The following is a 16,446-nucleotide window of genomic DNA, read 5'->3' on the forward strand; positions in this document are numbered from 1 at the left end:
CCGTGAGAACCAGATCATAGAGTCCGGTTTTCCACTCTTTCAAACATTCTTCGCCGTCCTTCACCACCGTTGCGACGCACCCCAAGACCTGCAATTGGCTCTCTAGGACCGCGCGATTTATCTCATTGTCTTCCGCTGCCAAAATGCGCCCTTGTTTAAAGGATTTTCCTTCTCCCTGCGCGGCATCCACCTTCTGCTTTCCTGGGGTTTCGGCCAGAGCCAATAGAGCGTCCCAGAAATCGCTGGGCAGTACAGGGCTAGATTGAACCTCTACGACCTTTCCCTGCTCAACGATGCTTGACCCTCCCCCCCGGTCGCAAACTTCAAGGAGCTTCAGGTGTTTCGGCATAGTCCTGAGAGCCTCCTCGAAGATCTCCTGCATCGCGTCCGTTCGGGAAAACGAGGGCAAAACAAAGATTGTATCCGCATCGCTGGAGCGCATCGCACCCAAAAGCTCTTCTTCGCTTGCGACCCATTTGAGATCACATTCAGCAGCAAGGACAAAGGTCGGCCAAGTACAGATCTCTCCCTGACGCGGCATCTGGGCAACCACTTGAATTCCATCCAATTTGGGCCCTCTGATCACCCCCTTCGGATCAGTGGCGGGAAGCCTGACGGTGAACAAACTCCCTCTACCGACTTCGCTCTTCAGATCAGTTTCCCCCCCCATGTGCGCTACCAGTTGGCGCACAACGGTCAACCCAAAACCCTTACCCTTTTCATTGCGCCGGTAGCCAACTGGCTCAACCGTCCCATCCTGCGCAAAAAGCCGCTGTTGCAATTCGGGTTCGATCCCAGCCCCGTTGTCCTCAACAAGAAATTCGACCCATCCTGGCTCCCGCGACTGGACCCGAAGTGAAACCTGCCCCACACCGCGTTCGGGATCTGTTTCAGAATACTTGATAGCATTCCCCATCAGATTGAGGAGGATCTGCCTCAACCTGCCGGCATCACACATGATTGTCTCAGGGAGATCTGGTTTTATCGAGAAGGAAAACTGCACATTCAATTGCTGAGCATAGGGGCGCAGGGTTGAGACGGCGTTTTCAAGAAGTGGCAACAAGCGCATCGGCTCAATCGCCAATTCGACGGAGCTCGGCCCGGACCGCGTCACATCGAGAATCTCATCGATAATCCACATCAGGGAATTGGAAGAGTCGCGGATCGTCTGCAAACTCCGCCTTTGCCCTGGGTCCAGCTCTGTGCCTTCCAAAATCTCGACCATTCCGATGATGCCATTCATTGGAGTGCGGATTTCATGACTGATCGCAGACAAAAACTCGCTCTTGGCCTGGTTGGCTTTGCTTTCCTCTTCATGGGCACGTCTCAGATCTTCACCATAGCGGTCAGCCAAATGACTAAAGGACCACATTTCAAAAATGAGAATGGCAAAAATGGTGCCAAGCAAACCTGCGGAGAGGTAGCTCTGCGAAATTTCCTCTCCAACGATTGGAGGGCCAAAATAATCATGTCCCAGGGCTCGAACCAGCAACCAGCCCGCAACATTCATCGCCAGAACCAGTAGGATCAGGCTCCTCTCCCGCCGCAACGAGAAGGCCATGAATGGCCCCCCTAGTAAAGCTGCAAACATCAGTTCAACATTGCTGGCGGGATGCAGGGTGAAACAGGCTCCAACCACGACAACCAGACCTGACCCAAACCAGGCCAATCTCGCCAGATTCTGATAGCCTCGCTGCAGCAAGAGAGAAACACTGGCGGACCCCACTGCCGCGATTGATGCCAGGATGGAAATGGCAGGTTCTTGTAATAGAAAACCAATCGACGCCCATATGGCGCCCAGCAGCACAACCACGCGAGATGTCTGGCGCACCGTTTGTAGGCGCCGCCCCAGGGAAGCGGTTTCCTCTTTGCAAAGCGGACGCTGAGACGCCTCACCCACCTGTAAGAGTTGACCAAATTTCGCTGCTATCGACACAAAACTCACTCAATCTGCTCTTTTCACATGCAAAACCACACCCATCAAAACCCAAGTTCCAGGCTTCCGGGGACCTAGCTTCGAAGAAAGACCCGCAAAACGACCGGCCTCCTTGTCATGAGAATGAGGTGAAGCGGTTAATTTTCCTTGCGTTTCACCCCGAACCTATAGAGTTTTCACTATTTTCCATTGTCGACAGCGCTTTGCAGGCGTGCTTGTGTCGGCGACGAAACTGAGCACCTCCCGACAGGCTGGACCTTCGTCTTTGAAAAGCTTAGGTCAGAAACACAAGGAGACGCCCGATGACCAAACCAGCACTCACCCTGTTCCTGGCAGCCCCCCGCGGTTTTTGTGCCGGTGTCGATCGCGCAATCAAGATCGTGGAAATGGCGCTCGAAAAATGGGGGGCTCCGGTCTATGTGCGCCATGAAATCGTGCACAACAAATTTGTTGTCGATGGGCTGCGCGCAAAAGGAGCCGTTTTTGTTGAAGAACTGGATGAATGTCCGGATGGTCGCCCGGTCATCTTCTCTGCACATGGCGTTCCCAAATCTGTTCCTGCGGCTGCGGATGCGCGCGAACTAACCTATGTCGATGCCACTTGCCCGCTGGTTTCCAAGGTACATATCGAAGCCCAGCGCCACGCCGAGGCAGGCCTGCAGATCATCATGATCGGTCACAAAGGCCACCCGGAAACCATTGGCACCATGGGGCAACTGCCAGAGGGTGAGGTTCTGCTTGTAGAAACCCCCAGCGATGTCGCCGATGTTGAGGTCCGCAATCCCGCTCAGCTCGCCTATGTGACGCAGACAACCCTGTCAGTCGACGATACCAAAGGGATCGTCGCTGCGCTGGAAGCACGTTTCCCCAAAATTATCGGCCCACACAAAGAAGACATCTGTTACGCAACAACCAACCGCCAAGAGGCGGTCAAGGAGGTCGCGCCCAGGGCCGATGCGCTTTTGGTGGTTGGAGCGCCAAACTCCTCTAATTCCCGTCGCCTTGTTGAGGTTGGGGCTAAGAACGGTTGCGACTATGCGCAATTGGTGCAGCGCGCAGAAAACATCGATTGGCGCGCCCTTGAAGGTATCAAATCCATCGCAATCACCGCCGGCGCTTCCGCCCCAGAACTGTTGGTGAATGAGGTGATCGACGCCTTCAGAGACCGCTATGATGTAACGGTAGAAGTGGTTGAAACAGCTGTAGAACGCGTTGAGTTCAAGGTCCCACGGGTCCTCCGCCATACTGGCGCCTAACCGGACCATAGAAAGTCCTGCGAAGCGAGCGACAGCTATTTACGTGCATCTGCTCGCCCCCTAGGCTGCCAAGAAGTTCTTGGAGGTTCTTTCGCATGATTTCTTTGCAGTTTCTGGTCACAGCCTTTGTTGTGGTGCTCGCACCAGGCACAGGCGTCCTCTATACGCTTGCCCTTGGATTAGGCCAAGGCGCGCGCCCTTCGGTCTGGGCGGCTATTGGATGCACAATTGGCATTCTACCACATTTGGCCGCTGCGACCCTGGGACTGGCAGCGGTTTTGCACAGTTCAGCGGTGTTGTTCCAACTGGTCAAGGCAGCGGGCGTTCTTTACCTCCTCTATTTGGCCTGGCAGGCTCTGAAATCCGGCGGCGCGTTGTCAATCTCGTCTGACCCAAAACGGCAATCCGGTTGGCGGATCGTCCAACGCGGCGCGCTGATCAATATCCTAAACCCCAAACTCTCCATTTTCTTTCTGGCCCTGCTCCCACCCTTTCTGTCCGGAGATCCTGCAACCGCAACATTGGAGATGACCCTCCTTGGCGCGGTCTTCATGGCAATGACCTTTGGTATCTTCCTGTGCTATGGCCTCTTTGCGGCCCAGGCGCGGCGGTTCATTCTGGGATCAGAACGGGCCATGGCTTGGCTGAACCGCAGTTTTGCGGCGATCTTTGCTGCACTTGCTGCCCGCCTGGCGGTGGAGCGCGCATGACTGACAAGGAAACTGTCTCTGTCTATGCCAGCAATGCAGAAGACTATGCCGATCTGCCCCTGTCCAAAGACCAGATCGAAGGGCTAGACCTGTTCTGCGCTGCACTTCCAGATGGCGGCCATGTGCTCGATCTGGGCTGCGGGCCCGGCATTCAAGCTGCGGAACTGAAACAACGCGGATTTACTGTTGAAGCGATAGACCCAACGCCAGAATTCGTGATGGCCGCAGAAAAGCGAGGTGTCAGCGCGCGCATCGGCACCTTTGATGATCTAACAGAAATCGACCTATATGATGGCATCTGGGCCAGCTTTTCGCTGCTGCATGCCCGCAAGGCCGATTTCCCCCGCCATATCGCGGCCTGCAAGCGCGCGATTCGCCCTGGGGGATGTCTCTATCTGGGCCTCAAACTCGGCACCGGGGAGCAGCGTGACAGTATGGGACGTTTCTATGCCTATTACACAAAGGCAGAACTCGAAAATATCCTGTCAGAGAATGGCTTTGGGCGCTTGCAGAGCGTGACAGGAGAGGGCAAAGGACTGGCTGGAACAATTGACCCTTACATTCTGATGATTGCCTATGCCTGACCTCTATGCCTACACCGATGGAGCCTGCTCCGGAAACCCTGGCCCTGGAGGCTGGGGCGTCTTACTGCGCGCCATGGATGGTGAGGCAATCATCAAAGAGAAAGAGCTACAGGGCGGCGAAGCGGAAACCACAAACAATCGCATGGAACTGCTGGCAGCGATAAATGCGCTGGAAAGCCTGGCACGCTCATCCACCATCACCGTTGTTACCGATTCCGCCTATGTAAAGAATGGCGTGACAGGCTGGATCTTTGGCTGGAAAAAGAATGGCTGGAAAACAGCCGCAAAAAAGCCGGTCAAGAACGTCGAACTCTGGCAGCGGCTGGACGAGGCCCAAAGCCGCCACCGGGTTACCTGGGAATGGGTCAAAGGTCATGCCGGCCACCCAGAAAACGAACGCGCTGACGAACTCGCCAGAGCAGGAATGGCCCCTTATAAGAAATCAAAGGGCTGACATTGCACTATGGCAACCAAAGCTTGGAGGGCTAGGCCATGAGCCTTATCACCCTGCTCGACTATGCATCCGTTCTGGTGTTTGCCCTGACTGGCGCATTGGTAGCCAGCCGCGCGCAGCTCGACATTGTTGGATTTGCCTTTATCTCCTGCCTGACTGCGGTAGGCGGTGGCACCGTACGGGATCTTCTGTTGAACCGTGATGCTGTGTTCTGGGTTGCCGACCCCGCCCCCGTTTTGCTCGCTGCAACTGCAGCGGTCATGGTCTTCTTTACCGCACATCTGGTCGAGAGCCGTCTTCGCTGGGTGATCTGGCTGGATAGTTTTGCTCTGGCCATTGCTGTGGCTGCGGGTACCGGCGTGGCGTTGTCCTTGGAAAAACACGCTGTAATCGTGGTGCTGATGGGAATGGCCACTGGCAGTCTGGGCGGTCTGATGCGCGATGTGGTCGTTGGCGAGGTTCCCTTGGTTCTGAAGCAGGGAGAGCTCTATATCTCCGCAGCCATGGCAGGCGCCTCGACCGCCGTCATGTGCCAATGGATTGGGCTTCCTGTGCCGCTTTCTCTCATCCTCGGAGCCAGCGCTTGCTGGATTTTGCGGGCAGGCTCCATAGCCTTTGGCTGGCATCTACCGGTCTACAAGAGCCGCCCACCCAGGCACTAGCCCTTTAAGCATTACTATATGGTTTGGCGCGAATCTAATTCGGCTTTGTGCCCACTGGTTTGCACCTACGATCTGATGATTGCAGCCTGCAAGAATTCTACCGTTTGATATAGGTTTGCCAGAGCCAAATCAGCGCCAGCGCGCCCAGCACGGCACCAACAAAGCCAGCCATCATCCCCATCACGGCCAAGAGCGCGCGCAAAAGCAGGCCCCCAACCAAAGCGCCAGCTATTCCAATCGCAATAGTCGTGATGATGTCTGCCTCAATCCGCATGAGGCGGGTCGCCAGAAACCCAGCGGCGGCTCCGATAATTACCAAGAAGACGATACTCACAGTTTTCTCCTCTACCGTCGCCAATGAAAGGGCACAATAATCAGCGCCCCAATAGAGGAGAGAATGGCATTGATCCCCGGTGCGGCAAAGCCAATTCCAAACATGATGCGCACAAAATAGAACAGGAAAGCCCCGCCAACACAGATGATAATCGAGGGCAGATAGCCATTCCGAGTGAACCCGGTTCGCTCGGCGGCATAGCCGACGATACCCGCGATCACCACAGTGCCCATCAAGGTCAGAAACATTGGTTACCCTCCTGTATCAGCTGAGCCTGCTACAATTGACGCCCTTGGGCGAGGGGAAAACCGCGTTGAAAGACCTCTCGATCCTGTGCGCCCTTCCCGGCCCTCTGCAGACGCAGGAGTTCGACCGCCCCGCTGCCACAGGCCACAATCAGGCGTTCCGCATCCAGCACTGTTCCTGGTTTACCTTGCCCCGTGGTTAGGCGTGACGCCAAGAGCTTTACCCGTTGTCCATCGACCTCAACCCAGGCGCCCGGAAATGGGGAGAGCGCCCGAATTTTGCGGTCGACCTCTTCAGCAGGAGCGGACCAGTCGATCTGCGCCTCGCTCTTGTCGATCTTGGCCGCATAGGTGACGCCTTCTTCAGGTTGTACTTCGGGGCAGAGACCCTCCAGGTGGCGCAGCGCTGTCACGATCAAAGAGGCCCCCATTTCCGAAAGCCTATCGTGCAGCCCGGCAGTGGTTTCTGCATCCTCGATCTCGGTGCCCTCGCGCAGCAGAACCGGCCCAGTATCCAGGCCTGCCTCCATCTGCATGATACAGATACCCGTTTCCGCATCCCCGGCCATGATTGCCCGGTGAATGGGCGCTGCACCGCGCCAGCGCGGCAGAAGGCTGGCGTGAATATTCAAGCAGCCCTGTTTTGGCGCATCCAGCACTGCCTGTGGCAGGATCAGACCATAGGCTACCACCACCGCGACATCAGCCTCAAGTGCCGCAAATTCTGCCTGTTCTTCTTCACCTTTCAAAGAAACCGGGTGACGCACCTTTAGCCCCAGGGCTGCAGCGCGCGCATGAACCGGTGAGGGGCGCTCTTTCTTGCCGCGTCCCGCGGGGCGTGGTGGCTGGCAATAAACCGCAGCAATCTCGTGACCAGCCTGAACCAAAGCATCAAGAATCGGGACGGAAAATTCAGGCGTCCCCATAAAGACAATACGCATTACTCGTTCCCAATCTTATCCACTGAATTTCTTCGATTTCTTGATCAACATATCGCGTTTCACTTTGCTCAGACGATCAAAATAAAGCTTGCCGTCCAAGTGATCGATCTGATGCTGTACGCTGGTGGCTTCAATCCCGACAAAATCCCGCTCGGTGATTTCACCGTTTTCATCCATGTAACGAACGGTTACGGCGCGCGGGCGTTTGATCTTAGCCGATACACCCGGCAGATTCGGGCTGGCCTCTTCATGCTCCCGCAACTGGGTGGAGGCGTGCAGGATCTCTGGATTGGCCATTCGCACCGCGCGGCCGCGTTCGGAAGAGCCATCAACCACCGCCAGCCGCAGCATGACACCAATCTGATTGGCGCCCATACCAACACCTGGCATGGCTTCCATGGTATCTATCAGGTCCTGCCAGGTAGTACGAACTTCATCAGTGATCTCGACAACTTCTGTGGCAGCGGTGCGCAGCCGTTGATCCGGCCAAGGCAGGCAGGGGCGAACACTCATATCTCATTCTCCAATGCTGATGCATAGCGGGCTTCGGCTTCTCGGCGGGCTTCAGCCTCTAGATGGTCAAAGGTCACACGTCCTTCGAGGTGATCAAACTCATGCTGGATGCAACGCGCCTCAAAGCCACTGAACCACCGCTCCTGCCAGTCGCCAGCCTGATCCTGCCACCGCATATTGACCGATTTTGACCGTTCGACATCGATGGTAATTCCCGGAATGGAGAGGCAACCCTCTGCCAGGATATCCGTCCCTCCATCATAGGCCATGATCTCAGGGTTGATCATTACCACTGGCGAACCAGGTCCCTCTTTCCAGGTCGCATCCATGACAAAGAGACGATGCATCACTCCAACCTGTGGAGCGGCAAGGCCCCGGCCAGGTGCCGCATACATTGTCTCGAACATGTCGGCGACCAGAGAACCCAGAGTTGAGGGGGCAACTTCTTCGCAGCGTTTTGAAAGCCCTTCGTGGGGCCAGCGCAGGATCGGCAAAAGCGCCATCGCAGTCTCAGCCCCGCGCCCGCTCACGTTTGAGCTTTTGCATTTTCCGGGTGATCATCTGACGCTTTAGCGGTTTCAGGTAATCAATGAACAATTTGCCGTCCAGGTGATCGATCTCATGCTGCACGCAGGTTGCCCATAGACCATCGAAGGTTTCACTCTGCTCATTGCCGTCACGGTCAATCCAGCGCACATCCACCACTTTAGGCCGTGTTACCTCGGCGAATTGCTCTGGGATCGACAGGCAGCCTTCTTCATAGACATTGGTTTCCTCGGAGGAGGCCAGAATTTCCGGGTTGAACATGACCAGGGGCTTACCGGAGCTGCCCTCTTCCTTTTCGCAATCCAGCACGATCAACCGTTGCATAATCCCGATCTGCGGCGCCGCAAGACCAATGCCGGGAGCCGCATACATGGTCTCCAGCATATCATCGGCCAAAATGCGCAGCTTGTCGGAAAGATCCGCAACTGGCACGCAGGTCTTCTTGAGGCGGGGATCTGGATGGATCAGGATCGGGTGTTTCATGTGCCTGATTTAGGCCATCACCTCTGTCACTGCAACGGTTGCGTAAAGCGGGGCTGATTGGGCCATTCAACGCAGGTCAAAAGCAATCGCCCTGGATCTACACCTCTTCCCACCGAGACCACTTGCACCCGCCGCAATTCCCGTTAGCTTCGCAAGCAAACAAGCGGAGCGTCCAAATGGATTTTGACAGTATCATCGACCGGCGTGGCACACAGAGCGTTAAATGGGACTTTATGGAGGATCTCTACGGCGTATCGCCTGAAGACGGTCTTTCGATGTGGGTTGCTGATACAGAGTTTCGGGTGCCCGAACCCGTCACCGCCAAAATGCATGAAATGGCCGACCATGGCATCTACGGCTATGTAAACTGCGACAGCACCTACAAGGATGCGATCTGCTGGTGGATGCAGAACCGTCACGGCTGGCAGGTCGAACCCGGTTCGATCTTTACCACCACCGGCTTGGTGAATGGGGTCGGCATGTGCCTGGACACCTTCACCCAGCCTGGTGATGGCATTGTCCTGTTCACGCCTGTGTATCATGCCTTTGCAAAGGTGATCCGCAACGCCGGTCGCGAAGTCGTTGAGTGCCAGCTTGTCAATAAGGACGGCCGCTATGAATTGGATATGGCCGCCTATGACGCGCAGATGACCGGCAAGGAAAAGATGGTCATCCTGTGTTCGCCCCACAACCCAGGTGGACGGGTCTGGACCCAGGAAGAGCTGCAAGAGGTCGCGGATTTTGCCAAGCGCCACGATTTATTTCTGGTTTCTGATGAAATCCACCACGACCTAGTGTTTGACGGCGCCACCCATATCCCGATGGCAAATGCTGCACCTGAGGTGACTGAGCGCCTCATCATGCTGACGGCCCCGTCCAAGACCTTCAACCTGGCTGGTTTTCACACGGGGCAAGTGATCGTTCCGGATCCGCATCTGCGTGAGCAGTTTCAACGTCGGATGCTGGCTCTGGCGCTTTCTCCCAATTCTCCCGGACAACTCGCCACAATCGCGGCCTATTCACCAGAAGGGGCAGAATGGGCGGATGCGCTGGTTAGCTATCTCGATGGCAACCGAAAGGTCTTTGACGACGCCATCGCTGGCATCCCCGGCCTTAACTCCATGCGGCTGCAGGCAACCTACCTGTCCTGGGTCGATTTTTCTGGCACGGGGATGAGCCGAGAAGAATTTACCCGCCGCGTCGAGAAGGATGCCAAGATCGCAGCCAATCATGGCACGACATTTGGCACCGGAGGCGAGAGCTTCCTGCGGATCAATCTGGGCACCCAGCGCGCTCGTATCGCCGAGGCTGGTGAGCGCCTGGCCAAGGCCTTCTCAGATCTTCAATAAACTATGTTGCGGCGCGCCCTACAGCTCTCCGCACTATGTTTGACCGCAGCTTTGGGCTGGGGGCTTTGGCATGCCTTTGCCCCAGCCCCTTCAATCCCCACCTTGGTGGAAGATGCGCAGCGGGTTGACCAGATAGTGATCGACAAATCCGCACGACGTCTGCTGGCCAGCCGCCAAGGCGAAACCGTGTTGGAGTTTGACATTGCGCTGGGGTTTGAACCGGTCGGTGACAAGGCTGAAGAAGGCGATGGCAAGACGCCAGAAGGCATTTTCCGGGTGAACCGCCGCAATGCCAACAGCAGTTTTCACCTTTCCCTAGGGCTAGACTACCCGCAGGCAGAGGATCTGCAGCGTGCCGAGGACGCCGGTATAGACCCAGGTGGGGACATCTTCATCCATGGCCAACCCAATGCGGTTGGTGGCGCGCTCACCTTGCCGGGCGATTGGACCGCGGGCTGCATCGCAATCAGCAATTCAGAGATGGAGCGCCTATGGCAGTTGGTTGATATTGGTACAAAAGTTGAGATCCGCCCCTGATGCCAGCGCGGATCTCGATTAAACAAGCTTCAGTTTGTTTCAGCAGTTTGTACCCGCTGACGCTATTGCAAGCGCCCTTCGGCCCCATCCTGACCCAGTAGGCCGACAGGCGCATCTGGCGCGCGGTAAAAATCGAGGGGCGCATGATCCGCAGCCGGAGTGGCCCGCTTGAATTCATAACGCATTTCACCGCCCTCAGCCTCCGAGGCGACGATCAGGCACTGCGACAAATGCCGCGCGCCATCAAACAGGTCCACCAATCCACGCAGTTGCGGTGCAGTCTCTTCTTCGACAGAGAAGCCGGTCTTCCACATTCTGAGTACGGGGAAAAAGGCATTGCCAACCTGCACCCGGAGGCGGCTCTTCTTTTTCATACCTTTCAGACGGGCGTCATCCAGGGCGTCTTGTACAGCTTTTGGAACATAGGTCGTCATAGTTCAGGCCCCCAGTGCAGAGTGTACCCCTGCGAGTCGTTGCTTTCTAAAGGTGACTGAGAAACACCTAAAATCAAGTGAACATTTTGAAACAAACTGTGGTCATTTGAAATCTCCCTGCCTCATATGGATAGCACGATCTCTCCTTTCTCTCTCCCGCTATCTTCTGGCGGGGCACGAGTTTGCGCGAAAGTGATGTGCGACTTTGCAGAGCGGCTGCGCGTCAGCAGATATAGGAGTGCGCCAATTGTAGGGCTAGCTTTCGCATAGCCAGAAAGCAATGAATGAAGGGGCGCTACAGCATGGGACTTTTGGTTGACGGGGTCTGGCAGGACCGCTGGTATGATACAAAATCCACCGGTGGTGCTTTCAAACGCTCAGCAGCGCAGTTTCGCAATTGGATCACCCCGGACGGCAGCCCCGGAGAACAGGGCAAAGGTGGTTTCCAGGCTGAAAGTGGGCGCTATCACCTTTATGTTTCCCTAGCCTGTCCCTGGGCCCATCGCACCCTGATTTTCCGCACTCTCAAAGGTCTGAAAGATCACATCAGCGTCTCAGTTGTGCATCCTGACATGCTGGGAGAAGGCTGGAGTTTTGAGACAGATGAAGATGGGGCGACGGGTGATCACCTCTATGGCAGCAGCCACGCTCACCAGATCTATACCCGCGCTGATCCCAGTTACAGCGGTCGCGTAACCGTTCCCATTCTATGGGACCGCATGCAGGAGACCATTGTTTCCAATGAAAGCGCTGAAATCATCCGCATGTTCAATTCCGCCTTTGATGAGATCACCGGGAATGAGTTGGACTTCTGGCCAGAAGAGCTGCGCGAACCAATCGAAGCGGTGAACGCCCGGATATACAGCAGTTTGAACAACGGGGTCTACAAATGCGGGTTTGCCACCACGCAGGAGGCCTATGACGCCGCAGCGGCTCCACTTTTTGAAACCCTGGATTGGCTCGAAGACCTGCTCTCCCAGCATCGCTACCTTTTGGGAGATCAGCTGACAGAGGCCGATTGGCGCCTATTCACAACGCTCGTTCGGTTCGACCCGGTGTATCACACCCACTTTAAGTGCAATCGAAAGAGGATCATGGATTATCCCAATCTCTGGGCCTATTGCCGCGAGCTGTATCAATGGCCCGGTGTGGAAGAGACCATCGGCATGAAACATATCGTGCGTCACTACTACTACAGTCATGACACAATTAACCCTCACCGGATTTTGCCCATCAATCCCGAGATCAACTGGCACGAAGCGCCGGGGCGGGCGCATCTTTCTTCCAAGTAGTAGGTTCTTGTCGGTTTACCCTACCCTGTATCGGGTTCAAAGCCCAGTTGCTTTGTCGCAAACTCTGTTTCATATGGCTCTAGCAGGTGCAAAATGCACCCTGCTGTCCAGGCAAAAACAGGGTATATGATGTCAGAACAAGCAGCGGATAGCTCTGCAAGCTGTGGGGCAGGTAAGCGAGATCATGGCGGCAATCTGAGTGCTGCCATCGCGCGTTTTGGCGGTGAACCAGATGATTGGATTGACCTGTCGACAGGCATCAACCCATCTCCTTACCCTATTCCAGCTTTCACCCAGGAAGATTGGTGCGCTCTACCGGATGCTAGCCTTTTGGCCGATCTAATCACTGCCGCACGCGGTTTTTGGAACATTCCAATGGAAGCTGCTGTTCTGGCGGCTCCCGGCGCTTCGGCTTTGATTGCTCAGATCCCGGGACTGGTGCCCCCCGGCACGGTTTGCATCGAGACACCCACCTACAATGAGCACGCGGCTTCCTTCCAGAACCATGGCTGGCAGGTGACCAATCAGGCCTCGGCTCAGGCCCGTGTGGCGGTGCATCCCAACAATCCCGATGGTCGCCTTTGGACAGCAGAGGAGCTTTCGGCGCCACTGACCATCATAGATGAAAGCTTTTGCGACATCTGCCCCGAGCAAAGCCTCATCTCAATGGCAGGAAGACCGGGAACCCTTGTCCTCAAGAGTTTTGGCAAGTTCTGGGGGCTAGCCGGAATGCGCCTGGGTTTTGCCATTGGGGATCCTGATCTCATCCAACGATTGGCGGATTTTCAAGGCCCCTGGGGCGTTTCAGGTCCAGCGTTGAAAACTGGCATCGCTGCCTTGAATGATCCGAATTGGGCTATGCAGACACGCATAGATCTGGCCGCATCCGCTGGGCAGTTGGATCAGCTCATGCTTGCTAAGGGCGCCAAACTTGCGGGAGGAACAGACCTGTTCCGCCTTTATGAAGTCGAAGATGCAGCGGCTTGGCAGGAGCGTTTGGCCAAAGCGCATTTCTGGAGCCGCATCTTCCCCTATTCAAAACACTTTCTACGCCTGGGCCTACCACCCAAAGGAGCCTGGAGCCGTCTCGAGGCCGCCCTATGAGCCAAGCAAGCCTGCTGATCGCGGCGCTGATCCTGGACGCCCTCGTAGGCGAGCCAAACTGGCTATGGTCACGACTGCCGCATCCGGCGGTCTTGATGGGCAAATGTGTCTCCTGGTTGGATCACACACTGAATTCAGGTGCAAAGAAGCGCCTCAAGGGCTGCCTCGCAGCGGCTGCTCTATTGTTGGGTGGGCTTTGTATCGGTTGGCTGCTCTCTTTCCTTGGGCCAATTGCAGAGGTGCTGATCGCCGCTATCCTCTTGGCCCAACGCTCATTGGTGGAACATATCAAGGCGGTTGCGATAGGGCTGGGCCAGTCACTCGCCCAGGGTCAAAAAGCAGTTTCCATGATCGTGAGTCGGGACACCGGAGAAATGACAGCGCCACAAGTGGCACGGTCCGCGATTGAAAGCGGCTCTGAAAACATGTCCGACGGGGTGATCGCGCCAGCTTTCTGGTTCCTGGTTGCCGGTCTGCCGGGCCTCATCGCCTATAAGATGATCAATACTGGTGACAGCATGATTGGCTATCACAATGACCGCTACGAAGAGTTCGGCTGGGGGACGGCCAGGCTGGATGACCTGGTGAACCTGCTGCCTGCGCGTCTGACGGGTCTGTTGCTAGCGGCTGTTGGAGGCTCACTTCGGCAATGGCCTGAAATTGCAGCGGACGCGCGGCGCCATCGCTCGCCCAATGCGGGTTGGCCTGAGGCGGCTATTGCCCGCGCACTTGGGCTTTCCCTTGCGGGACCGCGATCCTACGATGGCGAAATGCGCGATTTTCCCTGGGTCAATGCAAAGGGCGCAAAAAGCAGCACCGGGTATTCAATCCTGCGCGCTGCGGAGATGCTCTGGCGTGCCTGGGGCTTGGCTCTTGCGCTTCTGGTTGCTTTTGCTCTGATCTTTTAGCACATAGAAGGCCACGGGTTTTCAACAAGGATTAGTCTTCATGCGCATTTTGCCTCTCGCCCTTGCAGCCCTTCTGACTCCGGTTGCGGCCTATTCGCAATGTGGCGGCAGTTTTTCGAATTTCGTTGCCGGCCTCAAACAAGAGGCGGTGACAGCAGGCTATGACGTCGCAACCGTAAACGCCTTTTTCAAAGGCGCACGCCAGGACCCCAAGGTCCTGAAAGCGGACAGAGCGCAAGGCGTTTTCCAAAAACCATTTATCGAGTTTTCGCGTCGTCTGATTTCCCAGAATCGCATTGATCGTGGCCGCGCCATGGCCAAGAAATACGACAGCATCTTCCGCCGGATTGAGGACACCTATGGTATCGACCGTGGTGTTCTTCTGGCCTTTTGGGCCTTTGAGACCGACTACGGCGCCTTCCAGGGGGATTTTAACACCCGCAATGCGCTGATCACGCTGGCGCATGATTGCCGCCGCCCCGAGCTGTTCCGTCCGCAGATTTTTGCGGCGCTGGAGCTTTATAAGCGTGGAAATTTTGCCCCAAACCGCACCACGGGCGCCTGGGCCGGAGAGATCGGCATGGTGCAAATGCTGCCAAAGGATATCCTGGAAAATGGGGTCGATGCGGACGGCGACGGCCAGGTCAGTCTGAAAAACTCTGCCCCTGATGCCCTGATGTCCGGCGGCAAAATGCTAGCGCATCTTGGTTGGCGAGCTGGCGAACCCTGGCTGCAAGAGGTGCATATACCTTCGGGCCTGGATCTAAGTAAAAGCGGCACCGCCACCAAACTGACGGTCAAGGAATGGTCCCAACTGGGGGTGGAACCCCGTAAAGGAAACCTGGCAGCAGGCCACCTGCAGGCCTCCCTCCTGCTACCACAGGGTCACAAAGGGCCCGCCTTTCTAGCCTATCCGAATTTCGATGTCTATTTCGAATGGAATCAAAGCTTTACCTATGTGCTCACTGCGGCCTATTTCGCCAACCGCTTGGGGGGTGAGCCAGTGTATCAAGCCGGAAATCCTGATCAGGGGCTCAGCGGGTCGCAGATGAAGCAATTGCAGCGCAAGCTACAGGCTTTGGGGCATGATGTAGGCAAAGTCGATGGTATTTTGGGCGCAAAATCGCGCCAAGCCGTTCAAAGAGAACAGCAGCGCCTTGGTATGCCTGCGGATGCCTGGCCCACCCCTGCGCTACTAAACCGCCTCTAGGCCGATCTCTAGTTGCGTATGGGATAACGCTCCCCTTCGGCGGTGATCAGCATCAGGCGGGCGCCATTTCGCACATAGAGGTCGCATCTCTGCGCGCCATTGACAAAATCGACACAGATCCCGCCATCAGCCGAAATCCTATAGCTGCCCCATGCTGTTCCACCGCCATTGGCGGGTGCATAGGTATAGGCATAGGCCCCTTCTGTCCCAAAGAAGGCTTCTCCATCGTCGTAGAACCTGAAGTATGTTCCAGCTAGGGCCTCAAGCTCTGCCACTGAGAGGGGAGCATCCCCGGTCCGCAATTGCCACTCTGTTGAAGCGGCAGTACTTGGCAGAATGGGAATAAGGCATAGAAAAAGGGGCAGGAAGAGTTTCATGCCCCCATCCTAGCGCCTCAAAGCGCCGTGCTGTGTCACGTTCCGGTTATCACACCGGAAAAGCACATTTACCAGTCGATCATGTCCTCGAACTCGCTCATCGAGCGGGCCCAGAGGCTTACCATCGAAGCAAAATCATCGGCGCTGACGCCATCGCGACCCAAGAAAATATCCATTTCGATGCGCGCAGCGCCACTATCAGAGATATAGGCCCGTGCGTAGCGGTTCTCAGCATTCCAGGTATTGATCTTGGACAGGCGCACACTGCCATCTGTTTTATAGCCAGAGAAGAACTGCACCGCGTTACAGTCAGAGTTATTGTCGCAACCGTAATAATAAACGGAGAACTCATTGCCGTAATAATTCACCTTCAGCTTGGGATCACCAACATTGTCAGTGGTCGCCTCAACTTCGGCACCTTCATTCTCAAAGAAGCTCTTGGCACTATAAGCAGTGGTTGCAACAATGTTTTGCGCCTGAACTGCAACTGGGCTAAGTGCGATAGCTGCTGCCAACATAGTATTCGTAAGTTTCATAGTTCCCTCCAATTGGCTCTTCTCGTTCGGCCTTG

The 16,446-nt window shown here is 55.9% G+C and carries 21 protein-coding genes; 11 read left to right on the top strand and 10 right to left on the bottom strand.

From position 1 onward, the window contains the following. On the bottom strand, window positions 1-1,831 hold a 1,831-nt coding region (locus RSK20926_RS05665; RefSeq protein WP_232281853.1), incomplete at its 3' end, for a hybrid sensor histidine kinase/response regulator. Between the two features lie 407 nt (window positions 1,832-2,238). Here RSK20926_RS05665 and ispH point away from each other — a divergent pair. The 5 genes from ispH to RSK20926_RS05690 all read left to right on the top strand — a co-directional run bounded on the left by ispH (window position 2,239) and on the right by RSK20926_RS05690 (window position 5,602). Continuing rightward, window positions 2,239-3,192 carry a 4-hydroxy-3-methylbut-2-enyl diphosphate reductase gene (gene ispH, locus RSK20926_RS05670; RefSeq protein ID WP_008205007.1) on the top strand — a complete coding sequence of 318 codons (954 nt, stop codon included), beginning with the start codon at window positions 2,239-2,241 and terminating at the stop codon, window positions 3,190-3,192. A gap of 95 nt (window positions 3,193-3,287) precedes the next feature. Next, a complete protein-coding gene (locus RSK20926_RS05675) occupies window positions 3,288-3,902 on the top strand; it encodes a LysE family translocator (protein ID WP_008205008.1) in 615 nt (204 codons plus the stop codon). Next, a complete protein-coding gene (locus tag RSK20926_RS05680; RefSeq protein WP_008205009.1) occupies window positions 3,899-4,486 on the top strand; it encodes a class I SAM-dependent methyltransferase in 588 nt (195 codons plus the stop codon). Before RSK20926_RS05675 ends, RSK20926_RS05680 begins: the two co-directional genes overlap by 4 nt. After that, a complete protein-coding gene (rnhA, locus tag RSK20926_RS05685) occupies window positions 4,479-4,940 on the top strand; it encodes a ribonuclease HI (RefSeq protein WP_008205010.1) in 462 nt (153 codons plus the stop codon). The genes RSK20926_RS05680 and rnhA overlap by 8 nt, the downstream gene beginning before the upstream one ends. Window positions 4,941-4,978: 38 nt before the next feature. After that, complete coding sequence (locus RSK20926_RS05690) at window positions 4,979-5,602, top strand: trimeric intracellular cation channel family protein (protein WP_008205011.1); 624 nt, start codon at window positions 4,979-4,981, stop codon at window positions 5,600-5,602. Between the two features lie 97 nt (window positions 5,603-5,699). Here the strand turns inward: RSK20926_RS05690 and RSK20926_RS05695 are convergent, their stop codons facing one another. The 6 genes from RSK20926_RS05695 to def (RSK20926_RS05720) are packed head-to-tail and all read right to left on the bottom strand — an operon-like array spanning window position 5,700 to window position 8,664. Continuing rightward, window positions 5,700-5,936: a hypothetical protein gene (locus RSK20926_RS05695; RefSeq protein WP_037254026.1), complete on the bottom strand. Its 237-nt coding sequence runs from the start codon at window positions 5,934-5,936 to the stop codon at window positions 5,700-5,702. Between the two features lie 11 nt (window positions 5,937-5,947). After that, on the bottom strand, window positions 5,948-6,184 hold the full coding sequence (locus RSK20926_RS05700; protein WP_008205014.1) for a hypothetical protein: 237 nt from the start codon (window positions 6,182-6,184) through the stop codon (window positions 5,948-5,950). Between the two features lie 29 nt (window positions 6,185-6,213). Beyond that, window positions 6,214-7,122, bottom strand: coding sequence for a methionyl-tRNA formyltransferase (gene fmt, locus RSK20926_RS05705; protein ID WP_008205016.1), 909 nt, complete (start codon window positions 7,120-7,122; stop codon window positions 6,214-6,216). Window positions 7,123-7,137: 15 nt separating this feature from the next. Further along, window positions 7,138-7,635 carry a peptide deformylase gene (gene def, locus RSK20926_RS05710; RefSeq protein ID WP_008205017.1) on the bottom strand — a complete coding sequence of 166 codons (498 nt, stop codon included), beginning with the start codon at window positions 7,633-7,635 and terminating at the stop codon, window positions 7,138-7,140. Continuing rightward, window positions 7,632-8,138 (bottom strand): peptide deformylase, encoded by a 507-nt coding sequence (gene def / locus RSK20926_RS05715; protein ID WP_008205018.1) that lies wholly within the window; start codon window positions 8,136-8,138, stop codon window positions 7,632-7,634. The genes def (RSK20926_RS05710) and def (RSK20926_RS05715) overlap by 4 nt, the downstream gene beginning before the upstream one ends. 7 nt (window positions 8,139-8,145) lie before the next feature. Beyond that, on the bottom strand, window positions 8,146-8,664 hold the full coding sequence (gene def, locus RSK20926_RS05720; protein WP_008205019.1) for a peptide deformylase: 519 nt from the start codon (window positions 8,662-8,664) through the stop codon (window positions 8,146-8,148). A gap of 176 nt (window positions 8,665-8,840) precedes the next feature. Between def (RSK20926_RS05720) and RSK20926_RS05725 the strand changes: the two genes are divergently transcribed. Both RSK20926_RS05725 and RSK20926_RS05730 read left to right on the top strand, forming a co-directional pair. Next, entirely contained in the window at window positions 8,841-10,013 is a 1,173-nt protein-coding gene (locus tag RSK20926_RS05725) for a MalY/PatB family protein (RefSeq protein WP_008205020.1), read from the top strand. 39 nt (window positions 10,014-10,052) lie between these two features. Continuing rightward, window positions 10,053-10,550: a L,D-transpeptidase family protein gene (locus RSK20926_RS05730; protein ID WP_232281854.1), complete on the top strand. Its 498-nt coding sequence runs from the start codon at window positions 10,053-10,055 to the stop codon at window positions 10,548-10,550. A 62-nt stretch (window positions 10,551-10,612) separates the two neighbouring features. Here the strand turns inward: RSK20926_RS05730 and RSK20926_RS05735 are convergent, their stop codons facing one another. After that, on the bottom strand, window positions 10,613-10,984 hold the full coding sequence (locus RSK20926_RS05735) for a hypothetical protein (protein WP_008205022.1): 372 nt from the start codon (window positions 10,982-10,984) through the stop codon (window positions 10,613-10,615). A gap of 302 nt (window positions 10,985-11,286) precedes the next feature. On the opposite strand from RSK20926_RS05735, the gene RSK20926_RS05740 reads away from it, so the two are divergent. The 4 genes from RSK20926_RS05740 (at window position 11,287) to RSK20926_RS05755 (ending at window position 15,498) form a co-directional block, all read left to right on the top strand. Next, window positions 11,287-12,276, top strand: a complete 990-nt coding sequence (locus RSK20926_RS05740) for a glutathione S-transferase family protein (protein ID WP_037254029.1) — start codon at window positions 11,287-11,289, stop codon at window positions 12,274-12,276. 129 nt (window positions 12,277-12,405) lie between these two features. Next, entirely contained in the window at window positions 12,406-13,380 is a 975-nt protein-coding gene (locus RSK20926_RS05745; RefSeq protein ID WP_037254143.1) for a threonine-phosphate decarboxylase, read from the top strand. Continuing rightward, complete coding sequence (cbiB, locus tag RSK20926_RS05750) at window positions 13,377-14,288, top strand: adenosylcobinamide-phosphate synthase CbiB (protein WP_008205025.1); 912 nt, start codon at window positions 13,377-13,379, stop codon at window positions 14,286-14,288. The genes RSK20926_RS05745 and cbiB overlap by 4 nt, the downstream gene beginning before the upstream one ends. 40 nt (window positions 14,289-14,328) lie before the next feature. After that, the gene (locus RSK20926_RS05755; RefSeq protein ID WP_008205026.1) at window positions 14,329-15,498 is read left to right on the top strand and encodes a lytic murein transglycosylase; all 1,170 of its coding nucleotides are present in this window, start codon (window positions 14,329-14,331) and stop codon (window positions 15,496-15,498) included. Window positions 15,499-15,506: 8 nt separating this feature from the next. Here the strand turns inward: RSK20926_RS05755 and RSK20926_RS05760 are convergent, their stop codons facing one another. Together RSK20926_RS05760 and RSK20926_RS05765 are read right to left on the bottom strand one after the other, a co-directional pair. Next, window positions 15,507-15,875: a hypothetical protein gene (locus tag RSK20926_RS05760; RefSeq protein WP_008205027.1), complete on the bottom strand. Its 369-nt coding sequence runs from the start codon at window positions 15,873-15,875 to the stop codon at window positions 15,507-15,509. Window positions 15,876-15,943: 68 nt separating this feature from the next. After that, window positions 15,944-16,411, bottom strand: coding sequence for a YbjN domain-containing protein (locus RSK20926_RS05765; RefSeq protein ID WP_037254031.1), 468 nt, complete (start codon window positions 16,409-16,411; stop codon window positions 15,944-15,946). Window positions 16,412-16,446: the final 35 nt, after the last annotated feature.

It is taken from the genome of Roseobacter sp. SK209-2-6 (genome assembly GCF_000169455.1).
GTDB lineage: Bacteria > Pseudomonadota > Alphaproteobacteria > Rhodobacterales > Rhodobacteraceae > Pseudophaeobacter.

What these genes read in the sequence shown, in the direction of transcription:
- ispH (WP_008205007.1), top strand. Translation starts at nt 2,239, where the DNA reads ATGACCAAACCAGCACTCACCCTGTTCCTGGCAGCCCCCCGCGGTTTT.
- RSK20926_RS05675 (WP_008205008.1), top strand. Translation starts at nt 3,288, where the DNA reads ATGATTTCTTTGCAGTTTCTGGTCACAGCCTTTGTTGTGGTGCTCGCA.
- RSK20926_RS05680 (WP_008205009.1), top strand. Translation starts at nt 3,899, where the DNA reads ATGACTGACAAGGAAACTGTCTCTGTCTATGCCAGCAATGCAGAAGAC.
- rnhA (WP_008205010.1), top strand. Translation starts at nt 4,479, where the DNA reads ATGCCTGACCTCTATGCCTACACCGATGGAGCCTGCTCCGGAAACCCT.
- RSK20926_RS05690 (WP_008205011.1), top strand. Translation starts at nt 4,979, where the DNA reads ATGAGCCTTATCACCCTGCTCGACTATGCATCCGTTCTGGTGTTTGCC.
- RSK20926_RS05700 (WP_008205014.1), bottom strand. Translation starts at nt 6,184, where the DNA reads ATGTTTCTGACCTTGATGGGCACTGTGGTGATCGCGGGTATCGTCGGC.
- fmt (WP_008205016.1), bottom strand. Translation starts at nt 7,122, where the DNA reads ATGCGTATTGTCTTTATGGGGACGCCTGAATTTTCCGTCCCGATTCTT.
- def (WP_008205017.1), bottom strand. Translation starts at nt 7,635, where the DNA reads ATGAGTGTTCGCCCCTGCCTGCCTTGGCCGGATCAACGGCTGCGCACC.
- def (WP_008205018.1), bottom strand. Translation starts at nt 8,138, where the DNA reads ATGGCGCTTTTGCCGATCCTGCGCTGGCCCCACGAAGGGCTTTCAAAA.
- def (WP_008205019.1), bottom strand. Translation starts at nt 8,664, where the DNA reads ATGAAACACCCGATCCTGATCCATCCAGATCCCCGCCTCAAGAAGACC.
- RSK20926_RS05725 (WP_008205020.1), top strand. Translation starts at nt 8,841, where the DNA reads ATGGATTTTGACAGTATCATCGACCGGCGTGGCACACAGAGCGTTAAA.
- RSK20926_RS05735 (WP_008205022.1), bottom strand. Translation starts at nt 10,984, where the DNA reads ATGACGACCTATGTTCCAAAAGCTGTACAAGACGCCCTGGATGACGCC.
- RSK20926_RS05740 (WP_037254029.1), top strand. Translation starts at nt 11,287, where the DNA reads ATGGGACTTTTGGTTGACGGGGTCTGGCAGGACCGCTGGTATGATACA.
- RSK20926_RS05745 (WP_037254143.1), top strand. Translation starts at nt 12,406, where the DNA reads ATGTCAGAACAAGCAGCGGATAGCTCTGCAAGCTGTGGGGCAGGTAAG.
- cbiB (WP_008205025.1), top strand. Translation starts at nt 13,377, where the DNA reads ATGAGCCAAGCAAGCCTGCTGATCGCGGCGCTGATCCTGGACGCCCTC.
- RSK20926_RS05755 (WP_008205026.1), top strand. Translation starts at nt 14,329, where the DNA reads ATGCGCATTTTGCCTCTCGCCCTTGCAGCCCTTCTGACTCCGGTTGCG.
- RSK20926_RS05760 (WP_008205027.1), bottom strand. Translation starts at nt 15,875, where the DNA reads ATGAAACTCTTCCTGCCCCTTTTTCTATGCCTTATTCCCATTCTGCCA.
- RSK20926_RS05765 (WP_037254031.1), bottom strand. Translation starts at nt 16,411, where the DNA reads ATGAAACTTACGAATACTATGTTGGCAGCAGCTATCGCACTTAGCCCA.